The organism is Lacrimispora xylanisolvens (genome assembly GCF_002934545.1).
Taxonomy (GTDB): Bacteria; Bacillota; Clostridia; order Lachnospirales; family Lachnospiraceae; genus Lacrimispora; species Lacrimispora xylanisolvens.
On record NZ_PTJA01000015.1, the window covers coordinates 1 to 26407 of the forward strand.

25 protein-coding genes are annotated in these 26407 nt (G+C 41.5%); 6 read left to right on the forward strand and 19 right to left on the reverse strand.

Annotated features, from left to right (window positions below; translation table 11 throughout):
* Positions 1–185 precede the first annotated feature (185 nt).
* The 3 genes from BXY41_RS22170 to ispE are packed head-to-tail and all read right to left on the reverse strand — an operon-like array spanning position 186 to position 1960.
* Positions 186–377, reverse strand: coding sequence for a hypothetical protein (locus BXY41_RS22170; RefSeq protein ID WP_104439070.1), 192 nt, complete (start codon positions 375–377; stop codon positions 186–188).
* 13 nt (positions 378–390) lie between these two features.
* On the reverse strand, positions 391–1065 hold the full coding sequence (locus BXY41_RS22175) for a GntR family transcriptional regulator (RefSeq protein ID WP_104439071.1): 675 nt from the start codon (positions 1063–1065) through the stop codon (positions 391–393).
* Positions 1058–1960 carry a 4-(cytidine 5'-diphospho)-2-C-methyl-D-erythritol kinase gene (gene ispE / locus BXY41_RS22180; RefSeq protein WP_104439072.1) on the reverse strand — a complete coding sequence of 301 codons (903 nt, stop codon included), beginning with the start codon at positions 1958–1960 and terminating at the stop codon, positions 1058–1060. Before ispE ends, BXY41_RS22175 begins: the two co-directional genes overlap by 8 nt.
* Positions 1961–2250: 290 nt before the next feature.
* Between ispE and BXY41_RS22185 the strand changes: the two genes are divergently transcribed.
* Together BXY41_RS22185 and BXY41_RS22190 are read left to right on the forward strand one after the other, a co-directional pair.
* Positions 2251–2589: a P-II family nitrogen regulator gene (locus BXY41_RS22185; RefSeq protein WP_104439073.1), complete on the forward strand. Its 339-nt coding sequence runs from the start codon at positions 2251–2253 to the stop codon at positions 2587–2589.
* Positions 2590–2727: 138 nt separating this feature from the next.
* Positions 2728–3939, forward strand: a complete 1212-nt coding sequence (locus BXY41_RS22190) for an ammonium transporter (protein ID WP_104439074.1) — start codon at positions 2728–2730, stop codon at positions 3937–3939.
* 76 nt (positions 3940–4015) lie between these two features.
* Here the strand turns inward: BXY41_RS22190 and BXY41_RS22195 are convergent, their stop codons facing one another.
* Together BXY41_RS22195 and BXY41_RS22200 are read right to left on the reverse strand one after the other, a co-directional pair.
* Entirely contained in the window at positions 4016–4600 is a 585-nt protein-coding gene (locus tag BXY41_RS22195) for a GTP pyrophosphokinase (protein ID WP_104439075.1), read from the reverse strand.
* Positions 4601–4746: 146 nt separating this feature from the next.
* Entirely contained in the window at positions 4747–5520 is a 774-nt protein-coding gene (locus BXY41_RS22200; protein WP_104439076.1) for a YesL family protein, read from the reverse strand.
* 175 nt (positions 5521–5695) lie between these two features.
* Between BXY41_RS22200 and BXY41_RS22205 the strand changes: the two genes are divergently transcribed.
* Entirely contained in the window at positions 5696–6397 is a 702-nt protein-coding gene (locus BXY41_RS22205) for a hypothetical protein (RefSeq protein WP_104439077.1), read from the forward strand.
* Here the strand turns inward: BXY41_RS22205 and BXY41_RS22210 are convergent.
* The 6 genes from BXY41_RS22210 to BXY41_RS22235 all read right to left on the reverse strand — a co-directional run bounded on the left by BXY41_RS22210 (position 6333) and on the right by BXY41_RS22235 (position 13366).
* Positions 6333–7085 carry a GNAT family N-acetyltransferase gene (locus BXY41_RS22210; protein ID WP_104439078.1) on the reverse strand — a complete coding sequence of 251 codons (753 nt, stop codon included), beginning with the start codon at positions 7083–7085 and terminating at the stop codon, positions 6333–6335. The two genes, BXY41_RS22205 and BXY41_RS22210, sit on opposite strands and share 65 nt — an antisense overlap.
* 3 nt (positions 7086–7088) lie before the next feature.
* The gene (locus BXY41_RS22215; protein ID WP_104439079.1) at positions 7089–7607 is read right to left on the reverse strand and encodes a peptidylprolyl isomerase; all 519 of its coding nucleotides are present in this window, start codon (positions 7605–7607) and stop codon (positions 7089–7091) included.
* Between the two features lie 299 nt (positions 7608–7906).
* A complete protein-coding gene (locus BXY41_RS22220; RefSeq protein WP_104439080.1) occupies positions 7907–8866 on the reverse strand; it encodes a linear amide C-N hydrolase in 960 nt (319 codons plus the stop codon).
* 53 nt (positions 8867–8919) lie between these two features.
* Entirely contained in the window at positions 8920–10965 is a 2046-nt protein-coding gene (locus tag BXY41_RS22225; protein ID WP_104439081.1) for a thioredoxin domain-containing protein, read from the reverse strand.
* 44 nt (positions 10966–11009) lie between these two features.
* On the reverse strand, positions 11010–11831 hold the full coding sequence (locus BXY41_RS22230) for a C45 family peptidase (RefSeq protein WP_104439082.1): 822 nt from the start codon (positions 11829–11831) through the stop codon (positions 11010–11012).
* A 182-nt stretch (positions 11832–12013) separates the two neighbouring features.
* Positions 12014–13366 (reverse strand): alanine/glycine:cation symporter family protein, encoded by a 1353-nt coding sequence (locus BXY41_RS22235; protein WP_104439083.1) that lies wholly within the window; start codon positions 13364–13366, stop codon positions 12014–12016.
* A 148-nt stretch (positions 13367–13514) separates the two neighbouring features.
* Between BXY41_RS22235 and BXY41_RS22240 the strand changes: the two genes are divergently transcribed.
* Entirely contained in the window at positions 13515–14498 is a 984-nt protein-coding gene (locus BXY41_RS22240; protein WP_104439084.1) for a zinc dependent phospholipase C family protein, read from the forward strand.
* Between the two features lie 75 nt (positions 14499–14573).
* Here the strand turns inward: BXY41_RS22240 and BXY41_RS22245 are convergent, their stop codons facing one another.
* Positions 14574–15182 (reverse strand): hypothetical protein, encoded by a 609-nt coding sequence (locus BXY41_RS22245; RefSeq protein ID WP_104439085.1) that lies wholly within the window; start codon positions 15180–15182, stop codon positions 14574–14576.
* Positions 15183–15809: 627 nt separating this feature from the next.
* On the opposite strand from BXY41_RS22245, the gene BXY41_RS22250 reads away from it, so the two are divergent.
* Positions 15810–17333 carry a BCCT family transporter gene (locus BXY41_RS22250; RefSeq protein ID WP_104439086.1) on the forward strand — a complete coding sequence of 508 codons (1524 nt, stop codon included), beginning with the start codon at positions 15810–15812 and terminating at the stop codon, positions 17331–17333.
* A 35-nt stretch (positions 17334–17368) separates the two neighbouring features.
* On the opposite strand, the gene BXY41_RS22255 is transcribed toward BXY41_RS22250, so the two are convergent.
* The 5 genes from BXY41_RS22255 to BXY41_RS22275 are packed head-to-tail and all read right to left on the reverse strand — an operon-like array spanning position 17369 to position 22275.
* Entirely contained in the window at positions 17369–18208 is an 840-nt protein-coding gene (locus BXY41_RS22255; protein ID WP_104439087.1) for a LicD family protein, read from the reverse strand.
* A 36-nt stretch (positions 18209–18244) separates the two neighbouring features.
* Positions 18245–19591: a lipopolysaccharide biosynthesis protein RfbH gene (rfbH, locus tag BXY41_RS22260; protein ID WP_104439088.1), complete on the reverse strand. Its 1347-nt coding sequence runs from the start codon at positions 19589–19591 to the stop codon at positions 18245–18247.
* 24 nt (positions 19592–19615) lie between these two features.
* Entirely contained in the window at positions 19616–20692 is a 1077-nt protein-coding gene (gene rfbG, locus BXY41_RS22265; RefSeq protein ID WP_104439089.1) for a CDP-glucose 4,6-dehydratase, read from the reverse strand.
* A 1-nt stretch (position 20693) separates the two neighbouring features.
* Positions 20694–21470: a glucose-1-phosphate cytidylyltransferase gene (gene rfbF, locus BXY41_RS22270; RefSeq protein WP_104439090.1), complete on the reverse strand. Its 777-nt coding sequence runs from the start codon at positions 21468–21470 to the stop codon at positions 20694–20696.
* A gap of 22 nt (positions 21471–21492) precedes the next feature.
* Complete coding sequence (locus BXY41_RS22275; RefSeq protein ID WP_104439091.1) at positions 21493–22275, reverse strand: glycosyltransferase family A protein; 783 nt, start codon at positions 22273–22275, stop codon at positions 21493–21495.
* 222 nt (positions 22276–22497) lie between these two features.
* Between BXY41_RS22275 and BXY41_RS22280 the strand changes: the two genes are divergently transcribed.
* Complete coding sequence (locus BXY41_RS22280; RefSeq protein ID WP_104439092.1) at positions 22498–22920, forward strand: Hsp20/alpha crystallin family protein; 423 nt, start codon at positions 22498–22500, stop codon at positions 22918–22920.
* 35 nt (positions 22921–22955) lie between these two features.
* Here BXY41_RS22280 and BXY41_RS22285 read toward each other — a convergent pair whose 3' ends face one another.
* Together BXY41_RS22285 and BXY41_RS22290 are read right to left on the reverse strand one after the other, a co-directional pair.
* The gene (locus BXY41_RS22285) at positions 22956–23984 is read right to left on the reverse strand and encodes a M42 family metallopeptidase (RefSeq protein WP_104439093.1); all 1029 of its coding nucleotides are present in this window, start codon (positions 23982–23984) and stop codon (positions 22956–22958) included.
* A 130-nt stretch (positions 23985–24114) separates the two neighbouring features.
* Positions 24115–26232, reverse strand: a complete 2118-nt coding sequence (locus tag BXY41_RS22290) for a glutamine synthetase III family protein (protein ID WP_104439094.1) — start codon at positions 26230–26232, stop codon at positions 24115–24117.
* Positions 26233–26407: the final 175 nt, after the last annotated feature.

Sequence of the window (26407 nt, forward strand, 5' to 3'; positions counted from 1 at the left end):
GCAGACCTACATTTATTTTAGCACAGGAGTAACTTATATCTAAAGATCAGCCCTCCCCCTGCATAGCAGGGGGTTTATTTTTTACTGTCACACAATTAAAAGGTGACAACATGTCATTTATTATAATGACACCCTGTCACCTTGTCAACAAAGGTTATATTTATTTAATAATTTTCCAGATTAGTTTATTTATTCCTGTCCAGATATTCTTTTAACGCTTCATCACTTTCCTCAATCCATAAGTCCTCTTCCTCTTCATTAAGTCCCAGGAAAGTAGCAAGCGTGTCTGATGTAGTGCTGTTATTCCATTCGTCAATATAATCGTCGATTGCCTCAAAATCGATTTCACCAGCCAGATATTTTTCTTTAAATGTCATATCAATCCTCTTTCTATTCCTGTCCCTTAATGTTTTTGGATACTGTAATTTCCTGATTGTCGATATGTTCCCGCATAGCTACCTTAGCTTCATCCACTCTGCGCTGTCTTACTGCTTTTAATATGTTGTCATGCTCTAATAGAAGTACCTGACGTTTATCTTCATCTTTAATATATTCCAGTCGGTACCGGTACATCTGCTCTCTTAAATTATTAATCATCTGTATCAGTCGGTCGTTACAGGTACCTCTGTAGATCACATCATGATAAGCCTCATCTGTCTCAGCAATATCCATAGGTCTTCCTTTCAGCACTGCATTCCGAAACTGATCCTGCTTCATCTCCAGTTCAGCAACCGCCTCCGGTGTCATACGCTGACAGGCGAGTTCAATCGCAAGCTCTTCCAATGAACGGCGTACTTCCAACACATCTCTTAAGCTTTTCTCGGAAATTTTAGCCACTTCGGCTCCTTTTCTCGGAATCATGAGAACCAGGCCTTCCAGTTCCAGCTTACGGATTGCTTCCCTGATGGGGGTACGGCTGACCCCGAGACGCTCTGCCAGCTGAATCTCCATCAGACGTTCCCCTGGTGCCAGCTCTCCTTTTAGTATTGCCTGCCTTAAGGTATTAAATACCACATCACGAAGCGGCAGATATTCATTCATATTGACTTTTAAATCATTACCCATTGGGTACCTCCTTGGTGTTATAAAAATTCGTTAAATAAACTTGTTTCGCCAGATTCCTGCATTCTCCATACCGCAGTTCTTCATATGCTCTGCCTGCAGCGATGGGATTCGTAAAGATGCCAAAAACTGTAGGACCGCTTCCGCTCATCAGTGAATTAACCGCACCCAGCTCCTTCAGTTTTTCTTTTATGTCCGCTATCACGGGATATTCCGGGATAGTTACAGTCTCTAATACATTACCAAGGCGCTCTGACACCTTGTAAATGTCATGACTTTTAATCGCCTCTATCATGCCGTCAATATCCGGATGATCTTCCTTTTTTAGTCCTTCCAGATTCAGATGGTCATAAACGAACTTGGTGGAAACGCTTACGGAAGGCTTTGCAATCAGCACCTGACACTGGGGCATATCTGTCAGAGGGGTGAGTATTTCTCCGATTCCTTCTGATAAAGCGGTTCCTCTCATAATACAGTAAGGAACATCTGCTCCAATCTTAACGCCACGGTTCATGAGTTCTTCCCTTGTAAGTCCAAGCTGAAACATCTTATTTACCCCAAACAGCACTGCGGCAGCATCGCTGCTTCCTCCCGCCATACCTGCGGAAACCGGGATAAACTTTTTTAGATGAATCCGGATCCCATGAGGAACATGGAATTCATCCATAAGTAGCTTTGCCGCTTTGTAAACAAGATTGTTTTCATTCACCGGCAAATAGTACAAATTTGTAACGACTTCAATCCCAGGTGTTTCTTTTAAATATATATCAATCTTATCATATAGACCCACAGTCTGCATGATCATCCGAACTTCATGGTAACCATCATCCCGCTTTCTTAACACGTCTAACCCCAGATTAATCTTTCCATAGGCCTTTAATCCCAGATGTCTTATCATAAGCAAACATCCCTCACTTTTCGGTTTTCGGATTGTATTTTTCTATTTTTTTGTATACAGTATTTATTATATACCCAAGTACATAAAAGCACAAGTGTTTTATATTCTTTTGTCCATCCTTTATTCCATTAAAATTTTGTTAACTTTTCATAAATATTCATAATGTTGTTGTTAAAATTTTATATTTGACATTCTCCAGGATCCATGTATAATGTTGTTATAACGAACGAGGGCGTTCCATAAGCGGAACTGCTCTTTTTTGTGTTATCAACTTAAGGAGGTAGTGCTGTATGAAAAAATTGGAAATTATCATCAGGCCGGAAAAGCTCGAAAACCTGAAGGCAGTACTGGAAGGCTGTAAAGTTAACGGGCTTATGATCAGCAATGTCATGGGTTATGGAAATCAGAAAGGCTATACTCAGATGTACCGTGGTACCAAGTATAATGTAAATCTGCTCCCTAAAGTTAAAGTTGAGACAGTCGTACCAAAAGAGCTGGCTGATCCAATTATTGACGCAGTCGTGGAAGAAATTAATACCGGTACATTTGGAGACGGTAAAATATTCGTCTACGATGTTCAGGATGCAGTACGAATCCGAACTGGGGAACACGGCCGGGAGGCATTGTAGAAAAAACGGAAAGATATCAACTGAATATGGAATGAATATAAATTATCGATGAGGATAATTGCCTTCACAAAGGCAGTTATCCTCTTTTATTTTACATTCCATGCTAATCCATTATAAAATTCAGGAGGAGTTATAATTATGGAAAATACAACTTTATTACTAAACATTATATGGACTATGCTGGGTGCAATTTTAGTCTACTTTATGCAGGCAGGTTTCGCATTGGTTGAGACTGGTTTTACAAGAGCAAAAAACGCAGGAAATATTTGTATGAAGAACATGATGGATTTTGTCCTTGGTTCTCTTTTCTTCTTCATTTTAGGTTTTCCCCTTATGTTCGGAAACAACATCGGTGGAATCCTGGGTGGATCCGGATTCTTTAATCCCTATTCCCTTGCAGACTCCGACGGACTTTTCAATGGTCTTCCCATTGCTGTATTTATGATCTTTCATACGGTTTTCTGTGCCACATCTGCTACCATCGTTTCCGGTGCAATGGCAGAACGTACTAAATTTTCTTCCTATTTAGTCTATTCCGCTTGTATCAGCGTTTTTATCTATCCCATTACCGGTCACTGGATCTGGGGCGGCGGCTGGCTGTCAAGTATCGGATTCCATGATTTCGCAGGTTCTACAGCCGTTCATATGGTAGGCGGTATATGCGCGCTGGTAGGAGCAAAGATTGTGGGTCCCCGTATCGGAAAATATAATGAGGACGGGACTCCCAATGCAATTCCGGGACACAATATTCCTTTGGGTGTACTTGGTGTATTTATTCTCTGGTTCTGCTGGTTCGGTTTTAACTGTGGTTCAACAACTGCAGCCACCACAACTCTTGGGGATATTGCCATGACCACAAACCTGGCTGCTGCTGCTTCTACTCTGGCTACTCTTTTATTTACCTGGAAACGTTACGGCAAGCCAGATGTATCCATGACTCTTAACGGTTCTTTGGCCGGTCTGGTAGCGATTACAGCGGGCTGTGACATAGTCACTCCTTATGAAGCGATTATCATTGGTGCCATTGCTGGTGTGTTTATTGTCTTAGCCATAGAATTTGTTGATAAAGTTTTAAGAGTAGATGATCCGGTTGGAGCCATTGGCGTACACGGCGGCTGCGGACTTCTTGGTACTCTGCTTGCAGGTGTATTTGGAGAAGGAGCAAATTTCCTTACCCAGCTTATTGGGGTTTCAGTGGTATTGATTTATACGGGTTTCATGGCATTTATCATCTTCACCATACTTAAGAAAACCATCGGCTTACGGGTATCTGATCAGGAACAGTCAGATGGTCTGGATCTTCACGAACACGGAATGACTGCTTATGCTGGTTTCCGCATCGACAAATAATTGCTTTCCCTCATATTTTTATATATCATACTTCCGAAAAATCCCGGCAGAACACCGCCGGGGTTTTTCCTTGCCATCAATCCGATAAAAACCCTTCCATCTCTTCCTCCATCTGTTTTAAAGCAGCACTATAGTTGATAAACTCTGCCGCTGCCTCATCCTTTTTTTCCCCCTTGTAGCAGATTCGATGCTCCATGCTGGCCCACAGATCCATGGACATCGTCCGAAGCTGTACTTCTACGGGATAATACTCCATGCCATCTGTATGGTAAACCGGAACTCCGAACACAATGTGATAACTTCTGTATCCGTTTCCTTTTGGTGTCCTGATATAATCACTTTCCTTTATTACTACAATGTCTGTCTGCTTTCGCAGCAGATCGACAATCCCATAGATATCTCTCACAAAATAACAGATCACCCGGATTCCCCCAATATCAGTCAGGCAGTTTCTGGCTGCATCTGTGGTAGTATCGTTTCCACATTTGATTAATTTATTTTCAATGCTTTCTTTCTGTTTTATCCGGTACTGAACATGATGAATGGGATAATTCAGCTGCTTCCTTCTGTAATCCTTATTCAGCACATCGATCCTGACCTGTATGTTATTCAGCGCATCTTCGTAGGGCTGAATGAAACTTAAGTATTCTTCTTCGGTCATACTCTGCCTCCAAAACATTTGTTGTATCAATCTCAAGTATATCGTTTTTTTGTGTCCATAGCGTGTCCAAACTTTGAACGATCATGGATACAAAAAAAGGTCCCCTTGGGACTTTAAAATCCAGGGGACCGGTGTAATCTGTCTTTTTACTCTGTTCTGTCATCGTCTGTAAGTTTCTGGTCGTCAATCTTTATCTGTGCTTCATCACCCTTTGCCATCAAAATACTGCTTACAGGTTCATTGTCATCGGAAAATAACGGCCTTAACCCCTCTTCCTCTGCCCGCTCTTCCTTTGGCATATAAATATTAAATACCGGCGATAAGATATAGGAATTAATAAATGCCAAAAGCGGAAAACCAAACAGCATAAAAATCATCAGTACAGGCGGAATCAGAAATACAAAACCGGCAGCGACCAGCACACCATCTATGACGATCATACCAATTGTCCGGAATAAATGGCGGATGGACATAAAGAATGCATTAAAAAATGTACGCTTAAGCGGATTATAAAATCTGGACTGAAGCGGGAAAATATACATGGTTACAGCGGCATAGATTAAAGCCATTGCCAAAAATACGGTAAGCATAACCGTCTTAACCGTGGAAGAACCATTAAAAAGCCGGGCAAAGAAATATAAATCCACGCCCAGAATGGCTCCTGCCAAAAGAAGGATCAGCCAGATTATGGTAGACTGCTTGAAATTCTCTTTAAAGGATTTAAAAAAGGAGCGGATCGTATAGCCGTCATCGTCTCTAGCAAGCTTCAGCGTCACATAATACACGGCAGTTGTAGAGGCCCCTATGGTGAAAACCGGGAGACTGCAGACCAGCCATAAAACATTTAGAATAATTAAATCTCCGAACTTGCCGATAAAACGCCAGACCGGATTATCATAATTAAAAAATCCAGATAACATATGTCATTCCCCTTCTCTCGTTAACGTCAAAAATTATTATAGCGGATTTATTTTTAAAAAGCAAACATTCTCCCCCATTTCATCAATTTTTTATAATTATATATGGAGGAAATTTGTTAAATCTGTGATATAATCATAAAAGTATCCGGATTAAGAACAGAAAGAGGCGTATGATATGACCCCCTATGAAGACAAAACTTTAAAAGACTCATTGCAGGAAGAAAAGAATAAGTTAAAGAATATGAGCTTAAAGGACAGACTATGGTACATCTGGGAATACTATAAGATACCCATAATCGGAACTGTAGTAGCTGTTTTCCTTATTTTCTCTATTTTCTCTGCAGTACACAATAACCGGTTTGAAACTGCTCTTTCCTGCGTCATTTTAAACAGTCAGCCTGACAGTGAAAAGGACCTGGTAAGCGAATATTTTGACCAGGGCTTTCGTGAGTATCTGGGTCTGGCCGATGAGACCAAGATTGATGTGGACCACTCCATGTCCATAAGTTTTGATAATTCCAATATGACTGAATTCACCTACGCAGAGCTGGCAAAGCTGTCTGCCCTGATCTCCAGCAAAGAGTTGGACGTTATGATCGCAAGAAAGGACAGCATCGACCACTTCGGTGAGATGGGCGGCTTCTTAGACTTAAAGGAGGTTCTCCCCCCTGACGTCTACGACCAGGTAAAGGATCAGCTCTATGAGGTCACCAATTCAGAAACTGGTGAGACAATTGCCTGTGGAATTAAAATTGGTAATACGGATTTCCTGAAGAAGACAGGTTTAACCATGAATGATCCGATTTTAGGTATTATAAGCAATTCCACTCGTACAGACACTGCGGTGAAGCTGATCCGCTATGTGTACGGGCTGTAAGTTGAAATCCCAGACTTTTTAAAAGGCTGACAGAGGCACGGTTTTCTTCCAGAACTCTGGCGTAGATCTTTTCTGTCAGGGAAGAAGAGGCGGCATATGTTAAAATCGCCTGACATGCTTCTTTCGCATATCCCTGGCGCCTGTAAGGTGTAAAAATATGATATCCCAGTTCCAGCGGGGTATCATTTTTTTTCATGAGGGAGTTCAACTCCTCATTTTCCCCAGGATCAAAATTAAACAGCCCTGCTTTTCCCACAATGGTCTTTATTTCTCTGTCATAAAGAGCCCATATTCCATATTCGTAAAAACCATACTGCTGCCTGATGTAGCTCTGTAATGTGTTTCTGTCATAAAAAAGGGCTCCATTCTCTCCTCCGTCCGGCTCTTTTAGTATTTCATCTGCGTCAGCCGTCACAAACTCCCGGATCAGAAGACGTCTGGTGTCTGTTATATTCCAGGGCATTCCTTCTTTTCTTCGGACCACCCGTTCCATAAGTTCCGATGTAACATCCTCATAAGATTCCACCAGATAGGAAGCTGGCGAGAGACACTGGTCCGTCCGATTTCGGTCCCATAAACCAATAACAGCCCTGCCTTCTGCTAAAGCAGAGCGCAGGGCTTCATATTCGTCTGATATGGTAACCTGGAAATTCTTCCCTTCAATGGTAATCTCCCGTTCCCACACCATAATTTATAAAGTCTCCGGTTCCTGATATTCTTCTCCGAAGGTATCTACAGACATAGACTGTATCTTCTGCTCAGCCATCGGACGGTCATTGTAATCGGTTTTCACGTCAGCAATCTTATTGACAATATCCATGCCTTCGATTACTTTTCCAAATGCAGCATAAGCACCATCTAAATGAGGAGCTGCCTTATGCATAATAAAGAACTGTGAGCCTGCTGAATCCGGGTGCATGGCTCTTGCCATGGAAAGAACTCCCTCAGAATGCACTAAGGTATTGGAAACTCCATTCTGGCTGAATTCACCTTTAATGGAATATCCGGGACCACCAGTTCCGGTTCCCTGCGGGCATCCGCCCTGAATCATAAATCCGTTGATAACTCTGTGGAAAATCAGCCCGTCATAGTAGCCTTTTTTTACAAGACTGATAAAATTATTTACTGTATTGGGTGCAATTTCAGGGTAAAGCTCAGCTTTTATCACATCACCGTTCTCCATTGTAATTGTAATAACAGGATTCTTCATGTTTTTTCCCTTTCTTGTATAAAGTTTAACATATGTGTGTATTTTATCAAATCATTAAGTTTTTGTCTAGCTGTTCATACTTTGTTTCAATTTCATTCAAAAATCTTTTACACAAACAACATGATTTCTTCACGTTTCATGGTTATACTAAAAATGTAAATTAAATATGTTTATAAGATTTTTTTCATAATACTTGAGCTGATAATCCTGTTATCAGCTCTCCTCCCTTTTTGAAATAACTTTTAAGGAACTGCTGGTCTGGCAGTTCCTTTTATTATTCCCTATGAAATTTTCTGTATTCACCCCAGATGAACCGGTTGCATGATATCCATATTATTTTCAAATAATCCTGCCACACAAACCTGCAGACTATCATAGGTTTTAAAATAATACTCACATGTGGCAGTATTTAAAAATGCCGTATATTTTGTGTAATCATAAGAACCACGGCTTGTTATAACTGCTCCTTTTGGTATCGTTACCCCTTCCATGATGTGAAAACAGGATACCACCGCTTCTTTCCGATTTTGGGGCACTGGAAGAAATGATTTTAAATATGCTGTCCGGACGAAACGGTCGGGGGAGGTAAAACCTCCCGGAAGCGCTCTTGTTCCTCCTGCCTGACCGAATGGAGTAAGCTTTATGCCGCTCCAGCTGGCTTCTTCCATTTGGTCAGGGCTTGCCTCCATATAATTTCTTAAATTGGTCATATGCCAGGGAAGATCCGGACTATTTGCCAGTACACCGATGGGATTATCAAAAATAATCAGACCTTTACTGGTTAGTTCAATTACCACACAGGCACCAGTCCGGTCTGTTGCAATCCAGTGAAGAGGTGCTGCCGATCCTGTAACCGGGTCTTCCATACCAATGATGGAAACCTGCATTGCCAGTGTTTTTAGTTCCAGGACAGACCTACATTTCCCCAATATATAATGAAGAAATTCAAAGGAAGCAATGGGAAACCGATTTTCTTCCTTTCCCATTTCTTCATATCTGGCATATCCTGCAAAGTAAAGAGCTGCTGCTGCAAACCCTCTTTCATTTACTCCGTCAAAGAACCCCAAAAGTCCGTCTGTCTCCTGTCCGATTCCTATAAAGCTATAATCATCCTGCATCCTGGCACCGGTAAGAGCATTGATCCATTGATAGCTTTTAGGAACTTTGAAAAAGTGAGGATCTATTTCATAGGAAAAATCCATATTTCTTCCGAAAAAAACTTCCCCTTCTTTCGTCTGCAATGTCATAGCCGTACACATTGTTATTCCCCTGGTTTTGATTATTTAATTATATATATGGCTGACTGTCCGATTTATGATGATAAGGATTCAATTGCTTCTTTTACTTGTGAAATACAGTCCACTGGTTTTAAACACGCTCCATTTTTGCAAAGATAGAACTGACTTTTTAGAGAATCTACGGGATAATCATTTGTAAACGGAGCTATTTTTGAAAGAAGCCCTTCATTTTCCGGATTCTTTAATATTATATCGATATCCGTTAAAACTTCCCTTTTTAAACCGGCAAGTTCTTTCTCTATTCCCGGCTGAGACGATACTGCCACTAGCTGTGTATGAGAATAGAGAACCGTCTGAAACGCCAGGAGTGTAAAACTATGATTTGCCGGACTGGTCTGGGCTTCCCTACCCAACCATTTTAACTGTTTTTTTAATATTTCCTGCCACGTAATTTCACCAGTCAGATGATAAAGTTTCCCAATTACATAGGCAGCCACAGAATTGCCTGAAGGCAAAGCACCATCATACAGTTCCTTGGGGCGGCTGATCAGTTTCTCCCTGTCATGTGCATACATATAAAATCCGCCATTTTCCTCATCAAAAAATAAACTGATCATTTTCTCACAAATACTGACTGCTTTTTGAAGATAGGATCCCTCAAAGCATGCCTGATATAGTTCCAACAGTCCGAATGCGTAAAAAGCATAATCATCCAGTTGTCCATCATGTCCGGTTTCTCCATCCCGGTAGCGGATAAATAGTCTGCCCTCCTTGTTGGTCAGCGTTTCTTCAATAAAGGTCTGTGCATTTCTTGCTGTCTGTAAATATGCATCCTCCAAAAGGATCTGATACCCCTTTGCCATTCCTGCAATCATCAGTCCATTCCAGGAGGTCAGAATTTTATCATCCTTATGAAGCTTAGTCCGCTTCAGACGATAATCGTAAAGTTTCCTGCTGAGCGCAATGATTTTCTCATCTTTTTTTTCATAGTCACGATTATTAATAAGATTTAAAATATTTTTCCCTTCAAAACTGCCTTCTTTTGTAATCCCAAACCACTGACAGTAGAATGGGGCATCTTCTTTTAGGATCTGCGTGATTTCATCCCGGTCAAAAACGTAGAACTTTCCTTCAACCCCTTCGCTGTCTGCATCCTCTCCACAATAAAATCCACCGTCTTTATCTGTAAGGGTTTCTATAATATAACCCAGTATTCCTCTGGCCGCTGACTGGTAAAATGGTTCTCTGGTTATTTTATAAGCTTCCAGATAGGCATAGGAGAGCAGGGCATTATCATAGAGCATTTTTTCAAAATGGGGAACCAGCCACTTTTCATCGGTAGAGTAACGGGAAAATCCTCCCCCAATATGGTCATAAATCCCACCCCGGTACATATGCCTTAGGGTTGATTCACATATATCTCTGGCAGACTCGTCCTTTTCATAGACGGAATGGCGAAGGAGAAAAATCAGATTATGGGGCATGGGGAACTTTGGTGCTCTCCCAAAACCACCCCATGTTTTATCATAGGAGCGCTTTAACTGCGTGGCAGCCGTTAAGAACAATTCCTTACCGGGATCATCCTTACTGCCTCCACTGCTTTTTTCCTCTCCATTCAGGTACCGGGTTATTTCTTCTCCGGCCTGCAGCACCTTATTCCTGTCGTTTTTCCAAAGTCCGTCTATGGCATTTAAAACCTCAATCAGTCCGGTATTCCCCCATCTGCTGTGTTTAGGGAGATAAGTGGCCGCATAAAAAGGCTTCTGATCCGGAGTCATAATAATTGTCAGAGGCCAGCCGCCTGAACCTGTAAGTGCCTGGCAAACCGACATGTAAACTGAGTCAATATCAGGGCGTTCCTCACGGTCTACTTTAATTGAAACATAATTTTCGTTTAACAGGCCTGCCGCCTCCTGATCTTCAAAGGACTCATGAGCCATGACATGGCACCAGTGACAGGTCGAATAGCCGATGGATAAAAAGATTGGTTTGTCTTCTGCTTTTGCTTTCGCAAATGCCTGTTCACACCAAGGCCACCAGTCAACTGGATTATTAGCGTGCTGAAGTAGATACGGACTTTTTTCATGTATTAATCGATTGGATATTTTGCTGGTTGTCATTTGGCATTCCCTCCTTAAATAAACATACAGCCTTATTATACCCACTAATATAAACGAATAAGATCATTCACATATATTTCTTCATTTGTAAATTGAATTTTATTATTGTTTAGAAATCCATCCAATGACTGGATTGTTTTTTCAGTCATAGAAATTTTCCACTTTTTGCTTAAATCTTTTTTAAAGCAGATATAAATTTCATTTTTTATTGCTTCATATACGATAGAACACAGTGTATTCTCCTGACTTGTTTTACTTAAAACTTCAAAGGCTTCCTTTACTGCAAAGCTATGAATATTATTATGAATATATTCATGAGCACAAATATATCTATCAGCACCTATTCCATATACTTTATTATAATCTGCTTCCTTAAAATCCCCATTTGGAAAATTAGTCATAATAATAAAATCATTGTGAATCGGACTTATTATATTTGTTTCATTCCCTTCTTCCAGAATAAATGCATCACCAGTTTTATCTGCAATCATAGTATGTAACCCTAAATCTGGATATAATGGATTTCTGGGATATGAGATTACTCTTTTATTAAGTATGTCATAAAATTCAGATGATTTTCTTATTTTACTCAGCGCCTCATCAAAAGTATCAAAAGCAAACCAGTCATTTTCGTCACAGCCTGATTTAAAACCTGGACTGTATTGAACTGCCTGAGTACATATAAAAAGACCCTCACTATTAAACCCAGCGATATTCCTGAATTGGTTTTCTACTAAGCCTGAAAAATAAAATGTGTTTATATTATTATAACTACTGACTTTTAGTCTTAAATCAATATCATCAGTGTCGAAATTCATACCATAAACAGCTTTTTTTTGACCGTATACCGCAAAACTTGTACACATTTTGGAATCCTCCATTCCTATATAATTATTACCATTGGCTTTACCAATTTCTTAAACTTCCATCCACATAATATCACCTGGCACCTGGAGGATTCAACCTATAACATTTTTCCGTATCAAAAATGCGCCAGTTAAGCTTATGCTTTATGGCGCATTTTGATATTCGTTGTATGTTTCCATTCCTATTTGGGAACTTTTACTTCTTTCATTAAAAAAATGAGCGCCACAATATTGGGAACTGCCATCAGTCCATTCCAGATATCGGAGAATTCCCAAACTGTTTCCAGCTTTGCCAGGCATCCCACAAATACTGCACACAGATAGAGAAGTGTATAGATCTTACCTCTTAAAATACGCTGCAGCAGATAAAGAATGTTTCGCTTTTTCAGGCTTTCCGCCAGATATCCGGCAGCCTGCTTTCCCAGATAATACCATGCAATAATGGTTGCAAATGCAAATACCAGCATGGAACCGGATACTACGTATTCCCCCAGTCCCCCCAGTCGTTTCGAAAAGCTGAATGCGGTAAGGGCCGCGCCGTCATAACCGGAGCCTGCCGCATCCCCTTCTGTCATACACAAAATCACAAATGCGGTCATGGTACAAATAATAATAGTATCAAAGAATACTTCAAACATTGCCCACATGCCCTGTTTTTCAGGCGTGGTATTTTCCGCTGCTCCATGTAAAACAGCCATACTGCCAAGCCCTGCTTCATTAGAAAAAACACCTCTTGAAATGCCATATTGAAGGCTTTTACTGATCCCAAAACCGGCTGCTCCTGAAAAAACAGATACCGGCTGGAATGCATCCTTAAAAATAACATGAAAAATATATGGAATTTTATCATAACAGGACATAATAACCACCATGGAGAACAGCATATAAATTCCGGAGGCAACGGGAATCATACGTTCCGAAACAGAAGCGATCCGGCTGATCCCGCCAAGTACAACGAGGCATACCAGACCGGTCAGAAAAATCCCCACTAGCGGGGTTGGAACCTGAAAGGAGTATTTAAGAGTTTCCGCAATGGAGTTGGACTGAACCATACTTCCCATTCCAAGGGATACCATGATGCAGAGAAAGCTGTAAATCATACCAAGCGCCGGCAGTTTCAACCCTCTTTCCAGATATACCATCGGCCCGCAGACCCATGCTCCGCTTTTGTCTTTGTAACGATACCGGATTCCCAACATGGTTTCTGCATATCCGGTCATCATGCCGATTACAGCAGATACCCACATCCAGAAAATGGCTCCAGGTCCTCCGGCTGTCAAAGCAGTAGCCACACCCACAATATTTCCAGTCCCTATTGTTGCTGCAAGAGCCGTACAGGCGGTCTGAAATCTGGTCACATCTCCTTTGTCTCCCTCTTCGTCTTCCTCCTGTATGCTCCCAATGGTCTCTTTCCACCAATAAGCAAGCTTTCTGATTTGAAAAAATCCGGTTTTTACCGAATAGATGATTCCAATTCCCAGAAACAGGATTAACAGCCAGGGTCCCCATACCATTTCGTGTATGTAATGAATCATTCCTTGTGCTCCCTTATGTCCTCTTTATCACATATTCGTGCCGGAATGATTGTATGAAAATTTCCATTCATTTTTATACAAATTTAACTTTACTATGATATAATCTTATTATGTGCTGAATTTAAACAACTAACGCGAGGTGAACAATATGCCCGGTTTTACCACCCACTACTTATTAGGCGTTAAAGCATACAACAATATGCCAAACACTCCTTTAAAACGAATCATTTCCAAATATCGCTGGCTCTATCAGCTGGGTCTTCAGGGTCCGGATATATTTTTTTATAATATCCCCATTCTTCGTCACAGGGATTACCGCAATGTAGGTTCCTATATGCATGAAAATCACGTAAACAGCTTTTTCGTTACCTGTTTAAATCATATCGGAGCCATTGAATCAAGACAGCAGCGTGAGCAGGCCATCGCATACATGAGCGGTTACTTCTGTCACTATATTGGAGACTCCATCTGCCATCCTTATGTATATGGCAGGATCGAGTACGATATCAAAAACTCCGGAAACTATTACCATGGGCTTCATGCCATGCTTGAAAATGATATAGATGCTCTGTTACTCATGATTTATAAGCAAAAAAAGCCTTCTCAGTTTAATCAGGCTGCAACCATTTGCTTAAACGGTCAGGAAATGCAGTTTATCTCCGGTTTTTTATCATCCTGCATCAACGAAACATACTATCCTTTAAATTATCGGAATAATTATCAGGTTACCCCCCGCATGGTATCCCGATCCATCCTGGCGATGCGTCTGGGCTGCCGGACACTTGCAGATCCAAACAGCAGGAAGAAAAACAGCATTGAATTTGTGGAATCCCTGTTCCTTAAAAATCCTGTTGCTTCCCGTAAACTGGTTACTGATATAACTTCAGATCCTGTTGTAACATTTAATCTCAACCATGATACGTGGTGCAATCCCTGGGACCGCAGGCTTGCTTCTAAAGCTTCCTTTCCTGAACTGTTCCATCAGTCCATGTCCAAATGCGGAAATGTATTTTTCCGGTTAAATGAAGAACTCACATCTCCTGTTCCGTTAAACAGCCTGGATCATAACAAACTGCTGCGGGAACTGGGTAATTATTCCTATCACAGCGGACTGGCTGTGGATTCCAACTAATATTTATATACTTACATTAAAAAAGCATGGATTAAAAAACGCCTCGCGTTTATATCCATGCTTTTCAAACATTCTTTACTTGGAAGCCTGTGTCTGCTCCGCTTCTGTTTCATCTGCTGTTTCTGTATCATCTGCTTCTTCTGTATCATCCGCTGCGGTTGTTTCCATTATAACTGCACCTTCCTTTGGTACAATCTTCTGGTCAGAGCCTTTTGGAATATCCATATCCACCAGCCAGTACTGCTTCTCTTTCATTGTATAATCCGGCATAACAATTAAGTGCAGATCATAGTCCTTAAAAAAGCCGCCGTAAGAAGTATCACTTGATTTCTCAAAGCTGAAATCCTGATCTGCTGCCACATCATTTAAATAACGAACTGCGGCATTTGCAAATGTAACTGCTTCTTCCGGAGTCGTCCCTGCTTTAACAACCAGATTTAAATCAAGTTTTTTCTCCTTCGGATCCATGCTGTAGTTTACACTGAGAGCCATAGGATATTCTTTATTATCCACAAACTCTTCATCCATATCATTTCCAATCTGAGTCCAGTCCAATACGATTCCCTGCTGCGTTTCAAAGACAGGTTCTGCAGGACCACCGCTTGCAAGAATATGGCTCTGGGTACAGCCCGTTAACAGCATCGCTGATACGGCACATATCATTAGCACTTTGTTCCTCATCATAATATCCTCCTTAATGAACATCACCATTATATCCGATCCTGTCCTTTTTTTGTAGTGCTTTCAGCAAAAAGTCAGAAAAACTTCACAATTGCGTTAGACTTTTTGCTGGTATTAATGGCTTGTTTTTCCTCTATATTAAGGTTTTAGCTGAGGCTTGAAAAATTAGTTACTGTGTGTTATATTAAAGTTAAAGGAACAACCGCCCCAATACAAGGGGTTGGCCATTAATGAAGATAGAAAACTCCACCCTCTCAACTGCCAAGTATACAAGGGTGGTTTTTCTATGCCTGTTTCCAGGACTTTATAGAAAAACGCTACTTACAATTATAAAAAATAAAGGTAAGTAATGCTAAAATGAACATACCAAAGGCCATAAGGTCTTTAAAGTCATATTTCATCCGCACCACCTCCTACCTATGTAAAGATAGAAGGCCAACGCCCTTGCAGTGACACGATTATTCCATGTCACTATGGTACCATATCTTATTTCAATGAGCAAACACTTTCCCCCATGTATTTTAAAGAAATAAATTTATTTGACTCAGCCTTGCATTTTTTTATAGACCGTGGTATCATGTTCAATATCAAGATATAAATATTATTTTTGAACTATAAAGGAGCCATGTCATGAACAACAAAGAGAAAATATCATTGATAAAAAAGCTGGATATTATGACCACCCTGGTACCGTTCACAGCAATCATTTTATTATGTATCCTGTTTCTTACATATCCGGAGGCTTCAGGTGCTGTGCTGGCATCCATTCGGTCATTTCTGGGAAATGAACTGGGTAGTTACTACCTGATCATAGGACTATTCACATTAATCTGCTCTCTTTACATGGCCTTTTCCAGATATGGGTCGATCAGACTGGGAGACTGTGAGAAACCTCAATATTCAAATTTTAAATGGGGAGCCATGATGTTTACCGCAGGTCTGGCAGCTGACATTTTATTTTATTCTCTTTGTGAATGGCTGCTCTACGCTGGAGAACCCCACATAAAAGATATGGGTTCTGTACAGGACTGGGCTTCCACCTATCCTCTGTTTCACTGGGGTCCAATTCCATGGAGCTTTTATCTGGTTTTAGCTGTTGCATTTGGCTTTATGCTTCACGTAAAGAAACGGACAAAGCAAAAGTATTCAGAGGCCTGCCGTCCAATCCTTGGTAAACTGGTAGACGGGCCAGCGGGGAAATTCATTGATTTAATCGCTGTTTTCGCTTTACTGGCAGGAACTGCTACCACATTTTCTCTCGCAACGCCGCTTCTTTCCATGGCAGTCAGCCGGGTGACCGGACTGCCTGAATCCAGATTTTTAACCATAGCAATCCTGATCATTATCTGCGCAGTATATACGTTTACAGTATATTTCGGCATGAAGGGAATTTCAAAGCTTGCTGATTCCTGTACCTACTTATTCTTCGGACTTCTTCTTTATGTTCTCATTGGCGGAGGTCAGGCGAGATATACCATCGAAACAGGAATAACAGCAATCGGTAACCTGACACAAAACTTTATTAGTCTGTCCACCTGGACTGACGCACTTCGCACCTCTTCCTTTCCTCAGAACTGGACCATCTTTTACTGGGCATACTGGATGGTATGGTGTGTGGCAACTCCGTTTTTTATCGGTGCCATCAGCAAAGGGCGGACGATCAAACAAACTGTTCTGGGGGGATACTTCTTTGGTTTGTCAGGAACGTTTACTTCTTTTATTATATTAGGTAATTACAGTCTTGCTCTTCAGACAAAGGGGATTCTTGATGTTATGGGCATCTATCAGGCAACACAAAACCTTTATCAGACTATTATGGCTATTTTAGAAACACTTCCATTTTTTAAGATGGGTCTGGTACTTTTAGCTCTTACCATGATTGCTTTTTATGCCACCTCCTTCGATGCACTGACACTGGTTGCCGCTTCCTATTCCTATAAGGAGCTGCCGGAAGATGAAGAGCCTCACAAACATGTAAAGCTGTTTTGGGCTATCCTTCTGATGCTTTTCCCCATTGCACTTATTTTCTCAGAAAATTCGATGGCAAATTTACAGACGGTATCCATTATTGCCGCTTTCCCCATCGGCATTATCATTCTTCTCATTATCTTCAGTTTCTTTCGGGATGCAAAGGAATATTTAGAACATTCCTAAAAAAAGACCGCTGCAAAATCTGCAGCAGTCTTTTTTTATTCATAAATCTGAATTTCCGTACTGGAGTGAGAGGGTACCTGCTTCTCCTTTGGAGGAAGTTTCTTATAATCTCCGTAAATCCAGGTAAGAACTTCATGCCAGCCCTTGGGAGCCATCAGTTTGGTATCTTCAAAATCCAGATCCACAGTTTCCTCACACCATTCTTTCTTTAAGGTCACATATAAATAATCCGGCTGATAATTACTGTAGTAGCGCAGATTGCTTTTTTTCTTCCGGTCTTTCACAGCTGCCCAGTATTGAAGTTTTCTTAAAACCCCCATGGGAATTAACTTGCCAATCAACGCCAGAATTCCGACGCATATTCCATTTAACAGACTGTATTTTCTTAGATCAAGCTTATATCTGTGTCCCATGGAAAGTCCATAGATAACGGTATGAAGCAGCAAAGTTACAGTTGATGAAACCTTGTTTTCCGGCAATTCATCAATGGTAAACAAATCTACCCACAGATGATTCAGTCTGCCTTCATAATATTTCATCTCAGCAGTATCTTCATGGGTTCTGCTTTTCTTATAAATAATTCTGGCTGTAAAATCGTAAAAGGCCTTTCCTCTTCTCAGATCCTTTGGTTCAAGAAGTTCCATGTCTTCCGGCAGTTCCGACCGTACCACCTGCAAAAATGCCTCATAATTGGTACGGGTAAACGCCACATCTGCATCATCATCCCAGGGAATAAATCCTTTGTGTCTGACTGCGCCCAGAAGTGTCCCGGCATCCAGTAAATATTGGATCCCGTGCTTTCGGCAGATCCGGTCAATCTCTTTTAAAATACCCAGATTCGCCTGATGCACCTTGGTCAAATCATACTCCTTCATAACTCCTCCATTCTGACTGAATCAGGAAAACAAAGCTTAAGCCTGCTGGTTTAAGCCTTCTTTTATGGTCTTCGCCATGTAATCGATCATCTCATCGGTCATACCCGGATAAACCCCAATCCAGAATGTATCCTGCATAATCCGGTCTGTATTCTTCAGTTCACCTACAACCCGGTATCCGCTTCCTGATTCCCGCATGTGATTGAAGCATGGATGCTTGGTTAAATTGCCTGCAAAGAGCATTCTGGTCTGTACACCTTTTGATTCCACATACTGAACCAGCTGATTTCTGTCAATGCCCTCGTTACAGGTAATAAGAAATCCAAACCAGCTTGGTCTTGACCCGGGACAGGCCTCCGGAAGAATCAGTTTTCCCTCTGTATCTTTTAATGCTTCGTAAAGACGGCTGAAATTATGACGTCTGCGTTCAACAAAGGAAGGGAACTTTTCTATCTGTGCACAGCCAATGGAAGCCTGCATATCCGTTGCCTTTAAATTATAGCCGAAATGAGAGTAAACGTACTTATGGTCATATCCAAGAGGAAGTTCGCCGTACTGGCGGTCGAACCGGTGTCCGCATAAATTGTCTGTACCGGAAGGACACACACAGTCACGTCCCCAATCCCGGAGAGAACGGATAATCCGGTTTAACAGGGAATCGTTGGTGTAGACAGCTCCACCCTCTCCCATGGTCATATGGTGAGGCGGGTAAAAACTGGAGGTTCCAATATCTCCGATGGTACCTGAAAAATGTTCTTTTCCGTCTAAGGTGTAAACGGTGCCCAGTGCATCGCAGTTATCTTCCACAAGCCATAAATTATATTTATCGCAGAATGCCTTAACTGCCGTTAAATCATAAGGATTCCCAAGTGTATGGGCGATCATGACTGCCTTTGTCTTCTCTGAGCGGGCTGCCTCCAGCATGGTAACATCGATGTTGTACTGGGGAATGGTCACGTCAACAAATACCGGTACTGCGCCATACTGAATCATAGGCGTTACGGTTGTGGGGAATCCTGCCGCTACTGTAATTACTTCATCTCCTCTTTTAATCTGACGCTCTTTTAAAAGCGGGGAAGTAAGTGCCATAAATGCCAGTAAATTTGCTGATGATCCCGAATTGACCAGGGAACAAAACCTCACATTTAAATATTTTGAGAATTTCTTCTCAAATTCATCGGTATAGCGTCCTGAGGTAAGCCAGAACTCCAGAGAACTGTCTACCAGATTAACCATTTCCTTGCTGTCATATACTCTGGACGCATAGGAAATTCTGTCACCGGCTTCAAACGGTTTCTTCTGATTGTGATACGTATCACAGTATTCCTTTACAAGTGCAAGGATTTCTTCCCTTGCTTGTTTTTCTGTTTTTTTATCAAACATAGAATTGTTTCCTCTCTTAATCTTTTAGTTAAAAAATTCTTCGATCTGCCGGTCCATTATCTCAATCATATCTGCTCCGGCCAGATATTCTCTGGTCCATTCCACGGTCTTTTCAACGGCTTCCTTCACTCCATACCTGGGTGTCCAGCCAAATACCTTTTTCACCTTTGAACAGTCCAGCTTTAAGAAGTTAGCCTCATGAGGTCCTCCATCGGGTGTGACAGACCAGGTAATTCCCTGCCCCCATGCTTCACAGAATAAATTGGTTAACTCTCCGGTTGTGACACAATCCTTATCATCGGGACCCACATTATAGTATCCCTGATAGGAAGAATCCTCATACTGCTTCATGGCAATTGTCATATATACAGCCAGAGGCTCTAAGACATGCTGGTAAGGTCTTGTAGAATCAGGATTTCTAAGTACGATCTCCTGTTTTTTCATGGCTGACCGGATGCAGTCCGGAATAATTCTGTCATTTGCGAAATCTCCTCCCCCTATAACATTGCCAGCCCTTGAAGTGGAGATCGCTGTTTTGCCCTGGGAAAAGAAAGACTTGGCATAGCTGTGGGTCACCAGTTCCGAACAGGATTTGCTGTTGGAGTATGGGTCATATCCATCTAAGGGATCGCATTCCCGGTAACCATATTCCCATTCCTTATTTTCATATACTTTATCAGTCGTTACATTGAGAAAAGAACGAACCGTCTCAGTAAGACGGATGCATTCTAAAATATTCACAGTGCCCATCACATTGGTCTCATAGGTGTAAACCGGATCCTTATAGGAATCTCTTACAATGGGCTGTGCTGCTAAATGAAAAACAATCTCCGGTTTTGCCATTTCAAAAACAGTTTTTAAATGATCTAAATCCCGGATATCTCCAATGACTGAATTCATCTGTCCGGATAGATCTGCCACTTCAAACAGTGCGGGATCTGTCGGTGACTGAAGTGAGTACCCAGTTACCTCTGCTCCTGCTTTTATCAGCATACGGCTGAGCCATGCTCCTTTAAAACCGGTATGCCCGGTAAGAAGAACTCTCTTTCCTTTGTAAAACTCAGAAAATTCCTTCCAGCGGTCATTTGTTTTATTCGTCATATTATTTCTCCCATATCTTCCAGGGTGCTTTCCCGGACTGCCATAGTTCTTCCAGCTTCTTCATCTCTCTCTGGGTATCCATGCACTGCCAGAAGCCGGTGTGATGGAAACTCATCAGTTCTCCTTCTGCTGCCAGTCTCTGTAATGGCTTCTGCTCCAGAACTGTGGAGTCATCATCCAGATAAGAAAAAATCTCAGGGTTAAATACCATAAAACCGCCGTTGATCAGGCTGGCATCCGTCTCGTCCTTTTCCCGGAAGGAACGCACTACATCGCCATCATCAATATCCAAAACGCCCTTTAACTGGGCAATATTAACCGTTGTCATGCTTGCAATCTTCCCGTGGCTTTCATGGAACTTTAAAAGTGCATTTAAATCCACATCGCAGACTCCGTCTCCATAGGTAAGCATAAACGGTTCCTCTCCTATAAAGGGCTGTATCCGTTTCACTCTTCCGCCAGTCATGGTATTGAGTCCCGTGTCTACAAGGGTTACCTTCCACGGTTCGGAATAATTATTATGTACCTCCATGCTGTTGTTGGCAAGGTCAAACGTCACATCGGAGGTATGAAGAAAATAATCTGCAAAAAATTCTTTCACTACATACTGCTTATATCCCAGACAGATCACAAAATCATGGAATCCGAACTGGGAATAATATTTCATAATATGCCATAAAATGGGCTTTTCACCGATTTCAATCATTGGCTTTGGTTTTAAATGGCTCTCCTCACTGATTCTCGTTCCAAGACCCCCTGCTAATAATACAACCTTCATCCTGCTTCCTCCTGACATTCTCTTATTCATATTCGTGGTAAGCCTTCCGGTAAAAATGCATCAGCACCTTTACAACTGATCCCGGCCACATCTTTTTAAACATCTCTGTCTCTTCTTTTATACGGCTGTTATCCTCAATGGCTGCCTTTGTGGCTGCTCCTTCATGGACCCGATAATAAAGAATGGGTTTCTCCACACAGATAAAACGTCCTGGCAGCTTAGACAGCTCATAAAGCGTATCCCAGTCCAGGGCAAAATGATAGGGGGAGGTAAAGAGTGGTTCCCCCAATTGTACCTTATTATATGCACATGCAGGACAGCAAATGGAATTTCCAAAAAGCAGGACACTTTTTTTAATCCAGGACAGATGACTAAGGAAGCGCAGCCTTAAAGGCAGACGTAAAATACGCTTGATAAATTCAACCGGCTCAAATGCCACCAGCTTGTCCTTCTTTACAACAACATAACCGCCGGTAAATAAAGTCATGTCCGGATAACGTCCATAACAATCCAGCAGATTTTTTACATAGTCTTTCTGATACAGATCATCCTGATGGGCAATGGTCACAAATGTGGCATCTGCCATGTTATAGGCAAAATTCCAGTCATCCCGGATACTGCTTTTCTCGTGTCTGATAAAAAGGGGAATCCCATACTGATCAGCCAGACCGCTTATATAGGTACTTGGCGTGGACGTACACAATATCACATCGGATTCCACACTTTGGGTTTTAATCGATCGGATACAGGATTCCAGATAAGGCGAATCCTTATATGCACAGATCGCAAATGTATGTGGTTTCATTCTTTACCTCAAAATACGTTTGTTTTTGTCTGGCTATGATTATATCATAAAAACAATAAAACATACTACCATATTCATTATTTTGAAAGAAATTGGGGGTATAGCAGCAAAAAATAAATTTTTTATTAAATTAGCACTCACCTGTTGACAGTGCTAATAATGCGTGTTATATTACATATATAACAAATAAATCATTTAATCATTGGAAAGGAGATATGACCTATGATGATGCCTAGCATTTTTGGTGAGAGTTTATTGAGTAACTGGATGGATTTCCCCTTTGACCGTTCCTTTTTCGGCACAAAAGAAGGTATGAAAACTGATGTAAAGGAAGTTGACGACGGCTATGAACTGGATATCGATCTTCCTGGATTCCAAAAGGATGATATTAAAGCCCGGCTCACAGACGGCTATTTAACCATAACTGCATCAAAAGCAGAGAATAAAGAAGAAAAAGACAAAGAGGGCCGTTATATCCGCAGGGAACGTTATTCCGGAAGTATGAGCCGTAGTTTCTATGTAGGCAATGCTGTAAAAGAGGAAGATATACGTGCTAAATTTGAAAATGGAATTCTGAAGCTGTCCGTTCCTAAGAATAAGAAAACTGAGATCGAACAGAATAATTACATCTCCATAGAAGGCTAAAAAAAGGAGGTCCTACCCACAGGACCTCCCTTTTTTTATATCAGTTCTATATAAGCTTCAATCAGCTTTAATGTCTGTTCCATTCCTTTTACATGGGTCCGCTCTGTTCCATGAGAAGCATGTACGCCCTGTCCGATCAGTGCAGCCCTGATGTTATGACCGCCACGGATGGCTGCCCCGGCGTCAGAACCGTAATGGGGGAATACATCTACAGCATAATCAATCTTCTTCTCCTTTGCCAGGGAAATGAGACGGTTAGTCATCTCATAATCATAAGGTCCGGATGAATCAAGGGCACAGATCGATACCTTCCGTTCGTCCCCTGATAAATCATCTCCAAGAGCTCCCATGTCCACTGCAATAAACTCTTCAATGTCTTCCGGTATCCAGCTTGCGCCAAATCCCACCTCTTCATAATTGCTGATTGCAATTTTTAAGGTCTTTTTCGGCTTTCTCCCCGATTCACTGATGTCCTTTAAAACCCCCAAAAGAACTGCCACTGAGGCCTTGTCATCTAAGTGCCGGGACTTGATATAACCGCTATTCGTATGATCATACATAGGATCGAAACTGATATAATCACCTTGTGAGATTTCCAGCTTTCTTACATCTTCCTCACTGTCAACCATCTCATCTAACCGCACTTCCATATTCTTTGGCTTTCTTTCCAAAGTTCTGGCGTCGTCATAAGTATGAACAGAAGGCTCTTTGGTAAGTATGGTACCGGTATAAGTCTTTCCGGTTCTGGTATGAACTTTGCAGTACATTCCCTCTATGGACTCCATCATATAACCGCCGACTGGAACCATAATGAGCATCCCTTTTGAAGTAATGGAACGCACCATGGCACCCAGGGTATCAACATGGGCGGATATGCCAAGAACTTCCTTCTCTTCACCTGGAACTTCAATAACCAGTCCGCCTTTTTTATTATAACAGGAAGCATATCCAAACCCTGCAGCTTCCTTCTCCACTGCCTTTAACACTTCTTTGGTGTATCCGCTGGGACTTGGAATATTCACGATTTTTTCCAATATGGTTGTTACATATGTCATTGTTTCCATTATATTTGCCTTCTTTTCTGGTTTTTTTCTATTTTAGCAGATCTTATAACGGAAATCCAGTGAAATACGAAAAAGGCTGGAAAGCCATCCGGGCGTACCGGTATGCTTTCCAGCCAGTCATCACTTTTTATTATACTTCAAAAATCAGATCGCCGTAGCTTGGAAGTGGCCATAAATCCTTATCTACAATCATTTCCAGCTTATCTGCCGGCTCACGAAGAGCTGCCATTGCAGGTACTACTTCACTGTGGTAAGCAGCTGCCTGTTCTTTATTTTCTCCAATTGCCGCACATTTGTCAGTAATATCAATGAGAGCGGAAAGTGCTACCTTCATATCAGAAAGATATGCGCTCACCTCGGTGAGAAGCTCTTCCTGTACACTGGTATCAGCAGACGGACATGCTGACTTAACCTTTCCTAAAGAATCTGCAAGAACGGTTGTATATTTCACAACTGCCGGAATCAACTGCTTTCCTGCCATATCAATCATGGTTCTTGCTTCAATATTAATGGCTTTTGAATAGGTCTCATATTCAATCTCAACACGGGACTCTAACTCAGCCTTTGTAAATACCTTGAATGCTTCAAACATGCTGATGGATTTTTCTTTTGTAAGTGCAGGGATTGCATCAACCATTGCTTTGATGTTTGGAAGTCCTCTTCTCTCTGCTTCTTCTACCCATGCATCAGAATAACCATTGCCGTTAAAGATTACTCTCCTATGTGCTGCCAGCTGTTCTTTAATCATATCATGTACAGCCGTATCAAAGTCTTCTGCTTTCTCAAGTATATCTGCCGCTTCCTTAAATGCCTCTGCTGTAATGGTATTTAATACAACGTTCGGTGATGAGATGGAATCAGAAGAACCTACCATACGGAATTCAAATTTGTTGCCGGTGAATGCAAATGGTGAAGTTCTGTTTCTGTCAGTTGCATCTTTAAATAAATCTGGCAGAGTCTTAACGCCTGTCTTTAAGGTACCGCCTGACTTGGAGTGAGTTGCCTCACCTGTACTGCAAAGCTGATCCACTACGTCCTCAAGCTGTTCGCCGATGAATACGGAAATAATTGCAGGAGGCGCCTCGTTTGCACCAAGTCTGTGATCGTTTCCAACATCTGCTGCAGACTGGCGGAGGAGATCTGCATGCTTATCTACTGCCTTTAAGATACAGGATAATACCAGTAAGAACTGAATGTTCTCATGTGGTGTTTCGCCTGGATTTAATAAATTAATACCGTCGTCACTGGTTAAGGACCAGTTGTTGTGCTTACCGGAACCATTAACGCCTGCAAATGGCTTCTCATGAAGCAGACAGTTTAATCCGTGACGGCCTGCCACCTTCTTTAAGGTTTCCATAACAATATGATTGTGATCAACTGCCACATTGGCCTGCTCATAGATTGGAGCCAGCTCATGCTGAGCCGGTGCAACCTCGTTATGCTGGGTTTTTGCCGGTACGCCAAGCTTCCAGAGTTCTTCATTTACTTCCTTCATATACGCTGCAATTCTTTCACGAATGGAACCAAAGTAATGGTCTTCCATTTCCTGTCCCTTAGGAGGCATTGCACCGAATAAGGTTCTTCCAGCGTAAATTAAGTCTTTTCTCTGTAAATATTTTTCATGATCAACAATGAAATATTCCTGCTCCGGTCCAACGGAAGGAGTGACTCTCTTTGAAGTGGTGTTGCCAAACAGTCTTAAAATTCTTAAAGCCTGCTCATCAACTGCTTCCATCGATCTTAAGAGAGGAGTTTTTTTATCGAGCGCTTCTCCTGTATAAGAACAGAAAGCAGTGGGAATGCAAAGTGTAACACCAATTGCATCTTCTCTTAAAAATGCAGGTGAGGTACAATCCCATGCAGTATAACCTCTTGCTTCAAAGGTTGCTCTTAATCCACCGGAAGGGAAGGAAGAGGCATCTGGTTCGCCTTTTACCAGCTCTTTACCGGAAAACTCCATGATTACCTTACCTTCTGATGTGGGAGAGGAGATGAAGGAGTCATGCTTCTCGGCAGTAATGCCTGTCAGCGGCTGGAACCAGTGTGTATAGTGAGTTGCGCCTCTCTCAATTGCCCAATCCTTCATAGCATGAGCAACTACATCTGCAATGGAAGGATCCAGTTCTGCACCGTCTTCAATTGTTTTCTTTAACTTCTTAAAAACGCTTTTAGGCAGACGCTCTCTCATAACGGTCTCGTTAAATACATTCTTACCGAACAGCTCGGCTACATTCACAACTTCGCTCATAAATTTTCCATCCTCTCATATTAATTTCCACTTAATAAAATTAAGTCTGATTGTTATTTTAGTCTCCTCATTATCTGAATATGCGCATAAATCAGAAAAGGCGCCCTCCTATCATAAGGAGAACGCCATTGTTCTTAATTAAAATAAACCATTTTCCTAAAAAAATCAAGTACTT

Bases quoted from the DNA above. Each gene is read 5' to 3' on its own strand.
- BXY41_RS22230 (WP_104439082.1), bottom strand. From the start codon at position 11,831: ATGTGTACAAGTTTTGCGGTATACGGTCAAAAAAAAGCTGTTTATGGT.
- rfbG (WP_104439089.1), bottom strand. From the start codon at position 20,692: ATGACGAATAAAACAAATGACCGCTGGAAGGAATTTTCTGAGTTTTAC.
- BXY41_RS22225 (WP_104439081.1), bottom strand. From the start codon at position 10,965: ATGACAACCAGCAAAATATCCAATCGATTAATACATGAAAAAAGTCCG.
- BXY41_RS22205 (WP_104439077.1), top strand. From the start codon at position 5,696: ATGACCCCCTATGAAGACAAAACTTTAAAAGACTCATTGCAGGAAGAA.
- BXY41_RS22175 (WP_104439071.1), bottom strand. From the start codon at position 1,065: ATGGGTAATGATTTAAAAGTCAATATGAATGAATATCTGCCGCTTCGT.
- BXY41_RS22220 (WP_104439080.1), bottom strand. From the start codon at position 8,866: ATGTGTACGGCTATGACATTGCAGACGAAAGAAGGGGAAGTTTTTTTC.
- BXY41_RS22285 (WP_104439093.1), bottom strand. From the start codon at position 23,984: ATGGAAACAATGACATATGTAACAACCATATTGGAAAAAATCGTGAAT.
- rfbF (WP_104439090.1), bottom strand. From the start codon at position 21,470: ATGAAGGTTGTATTATTAGCAGGGGGTCTTGGAACGAGAATCAGTGAG.
- BXY41_RS22215 (WP_104439079.1), bottom strand. From the start codon at position 7,607: ATGAAGAATCCTGTTATTACAATTACAATGGAGAACGGTGATGTGATA.
- BXY41_RS22210 (WP_104439078.1), bottom strand. From the start codon at position 7,085: ATGGTGTGGGAACGGGAGATTACCATTGAAGGGAAGAATTTCCAGGTT.
- BXY41_RS22240 (WP_104439084.1), top strand. From the start codon at position 13,515: ATGCCCGGTTTTACCACCCACTACTTATTAGGCGTTAAAGCATACAAC.
- BXY41_RS22185 (WP_104439073.1), top strand. From the start codon at position 2,251: ATGAAAAAATTGGAAATTATCATCAGGCCGGAAAAGCTCGAAAACCTG.
- BXY41_RS22190 (WP_104439074.1), top strand. From the start codon at position 2,728: ATGGAAAATACAACTTTATTACTAAACATTATATGGACTATGCTGGGT.
- rfbH (WP_104439088.1), bottom strand. From the start codon at position 19,591: ATGTTTGATAAAAAAACAGAAAAACAAGCAAGGGAAGAAATCCTTGCA.
- BXY41_RS22245 (WP_104439085.1), bottom strand. From the start codon at position 15,182: ATGATGAGGAACAAAGTGCTAATGATATGTGCCGTATCAGCGATGCTG.
- ispE (WP_104439072.1), bottom strand. From the start codon at position 1,960: ATGATAAGACATCTGGGATTAAAGGCCTATGGAAAGATTAATCTGGGG.
- BXY41_RS22280 (WP_104439092.1), top strand. From the start codon at position 22,498: ATGATGATGCCTAGCATTTTTGGTGAGAGTTTATTGAGTAACTGGATG.
- BXY41_RS22255 (WP_104439087.1), bottom strand. From the start codon at position 18,208: ATGAAGGAGTATGATTTGACCAAGGTGCATCAGGCGAATCTGGGTATT.
- BXY41_RS22200 (WP_104439076.1), bottom strand. From the start codon at position 5,520: ATGTTATCTGGATTTTTTAATTATGATAATCCGGTCTGGCGTTTTATC.
- BXY41_RS22235 (WP_104439083.1), bottom strand. From the start codon at position 13,366: ATGATTCATTACATACACGAAATGGTATGGGGACCCTGGCTGTTAATC.
- BXY41_RS22275 (WP_104439091.1), bottom strand. From the start codon at position 22,275: ATGAAACCACATACATTTGCGATCTGTGCATATAAGGATTCGCCTTAT.
- BXY41_RS22195 (WP_104439075.1), bottom strand. From the start codon at position 4,600: ATGACCGAAGAAGAATACTTAAGTTTCATTCAGCCCTACGAAGATGCG.
- BXY41_RS22250 (WP_104439086.1), top strand. From the start codon at position 15,810: ATGAACAACAAAGAGAAAATATCATTGATAAAAAAGCTGGATATTATG.
- BXY41_RS22290 (WP_104439094.1), bottom strand. From the start codon at position 26,232: ATGAGCGAAGTTGTGAATGTAGCCGAGCTGTTCGGTAAGAATGTATTT.
- BXY41_RS22170 (WP_104439070.1), bottom strand. From the start codon at position 377: ATGACATTTAAAGAAAAATATCTGGCTGGTGAAATCGATTTTGAGGCA.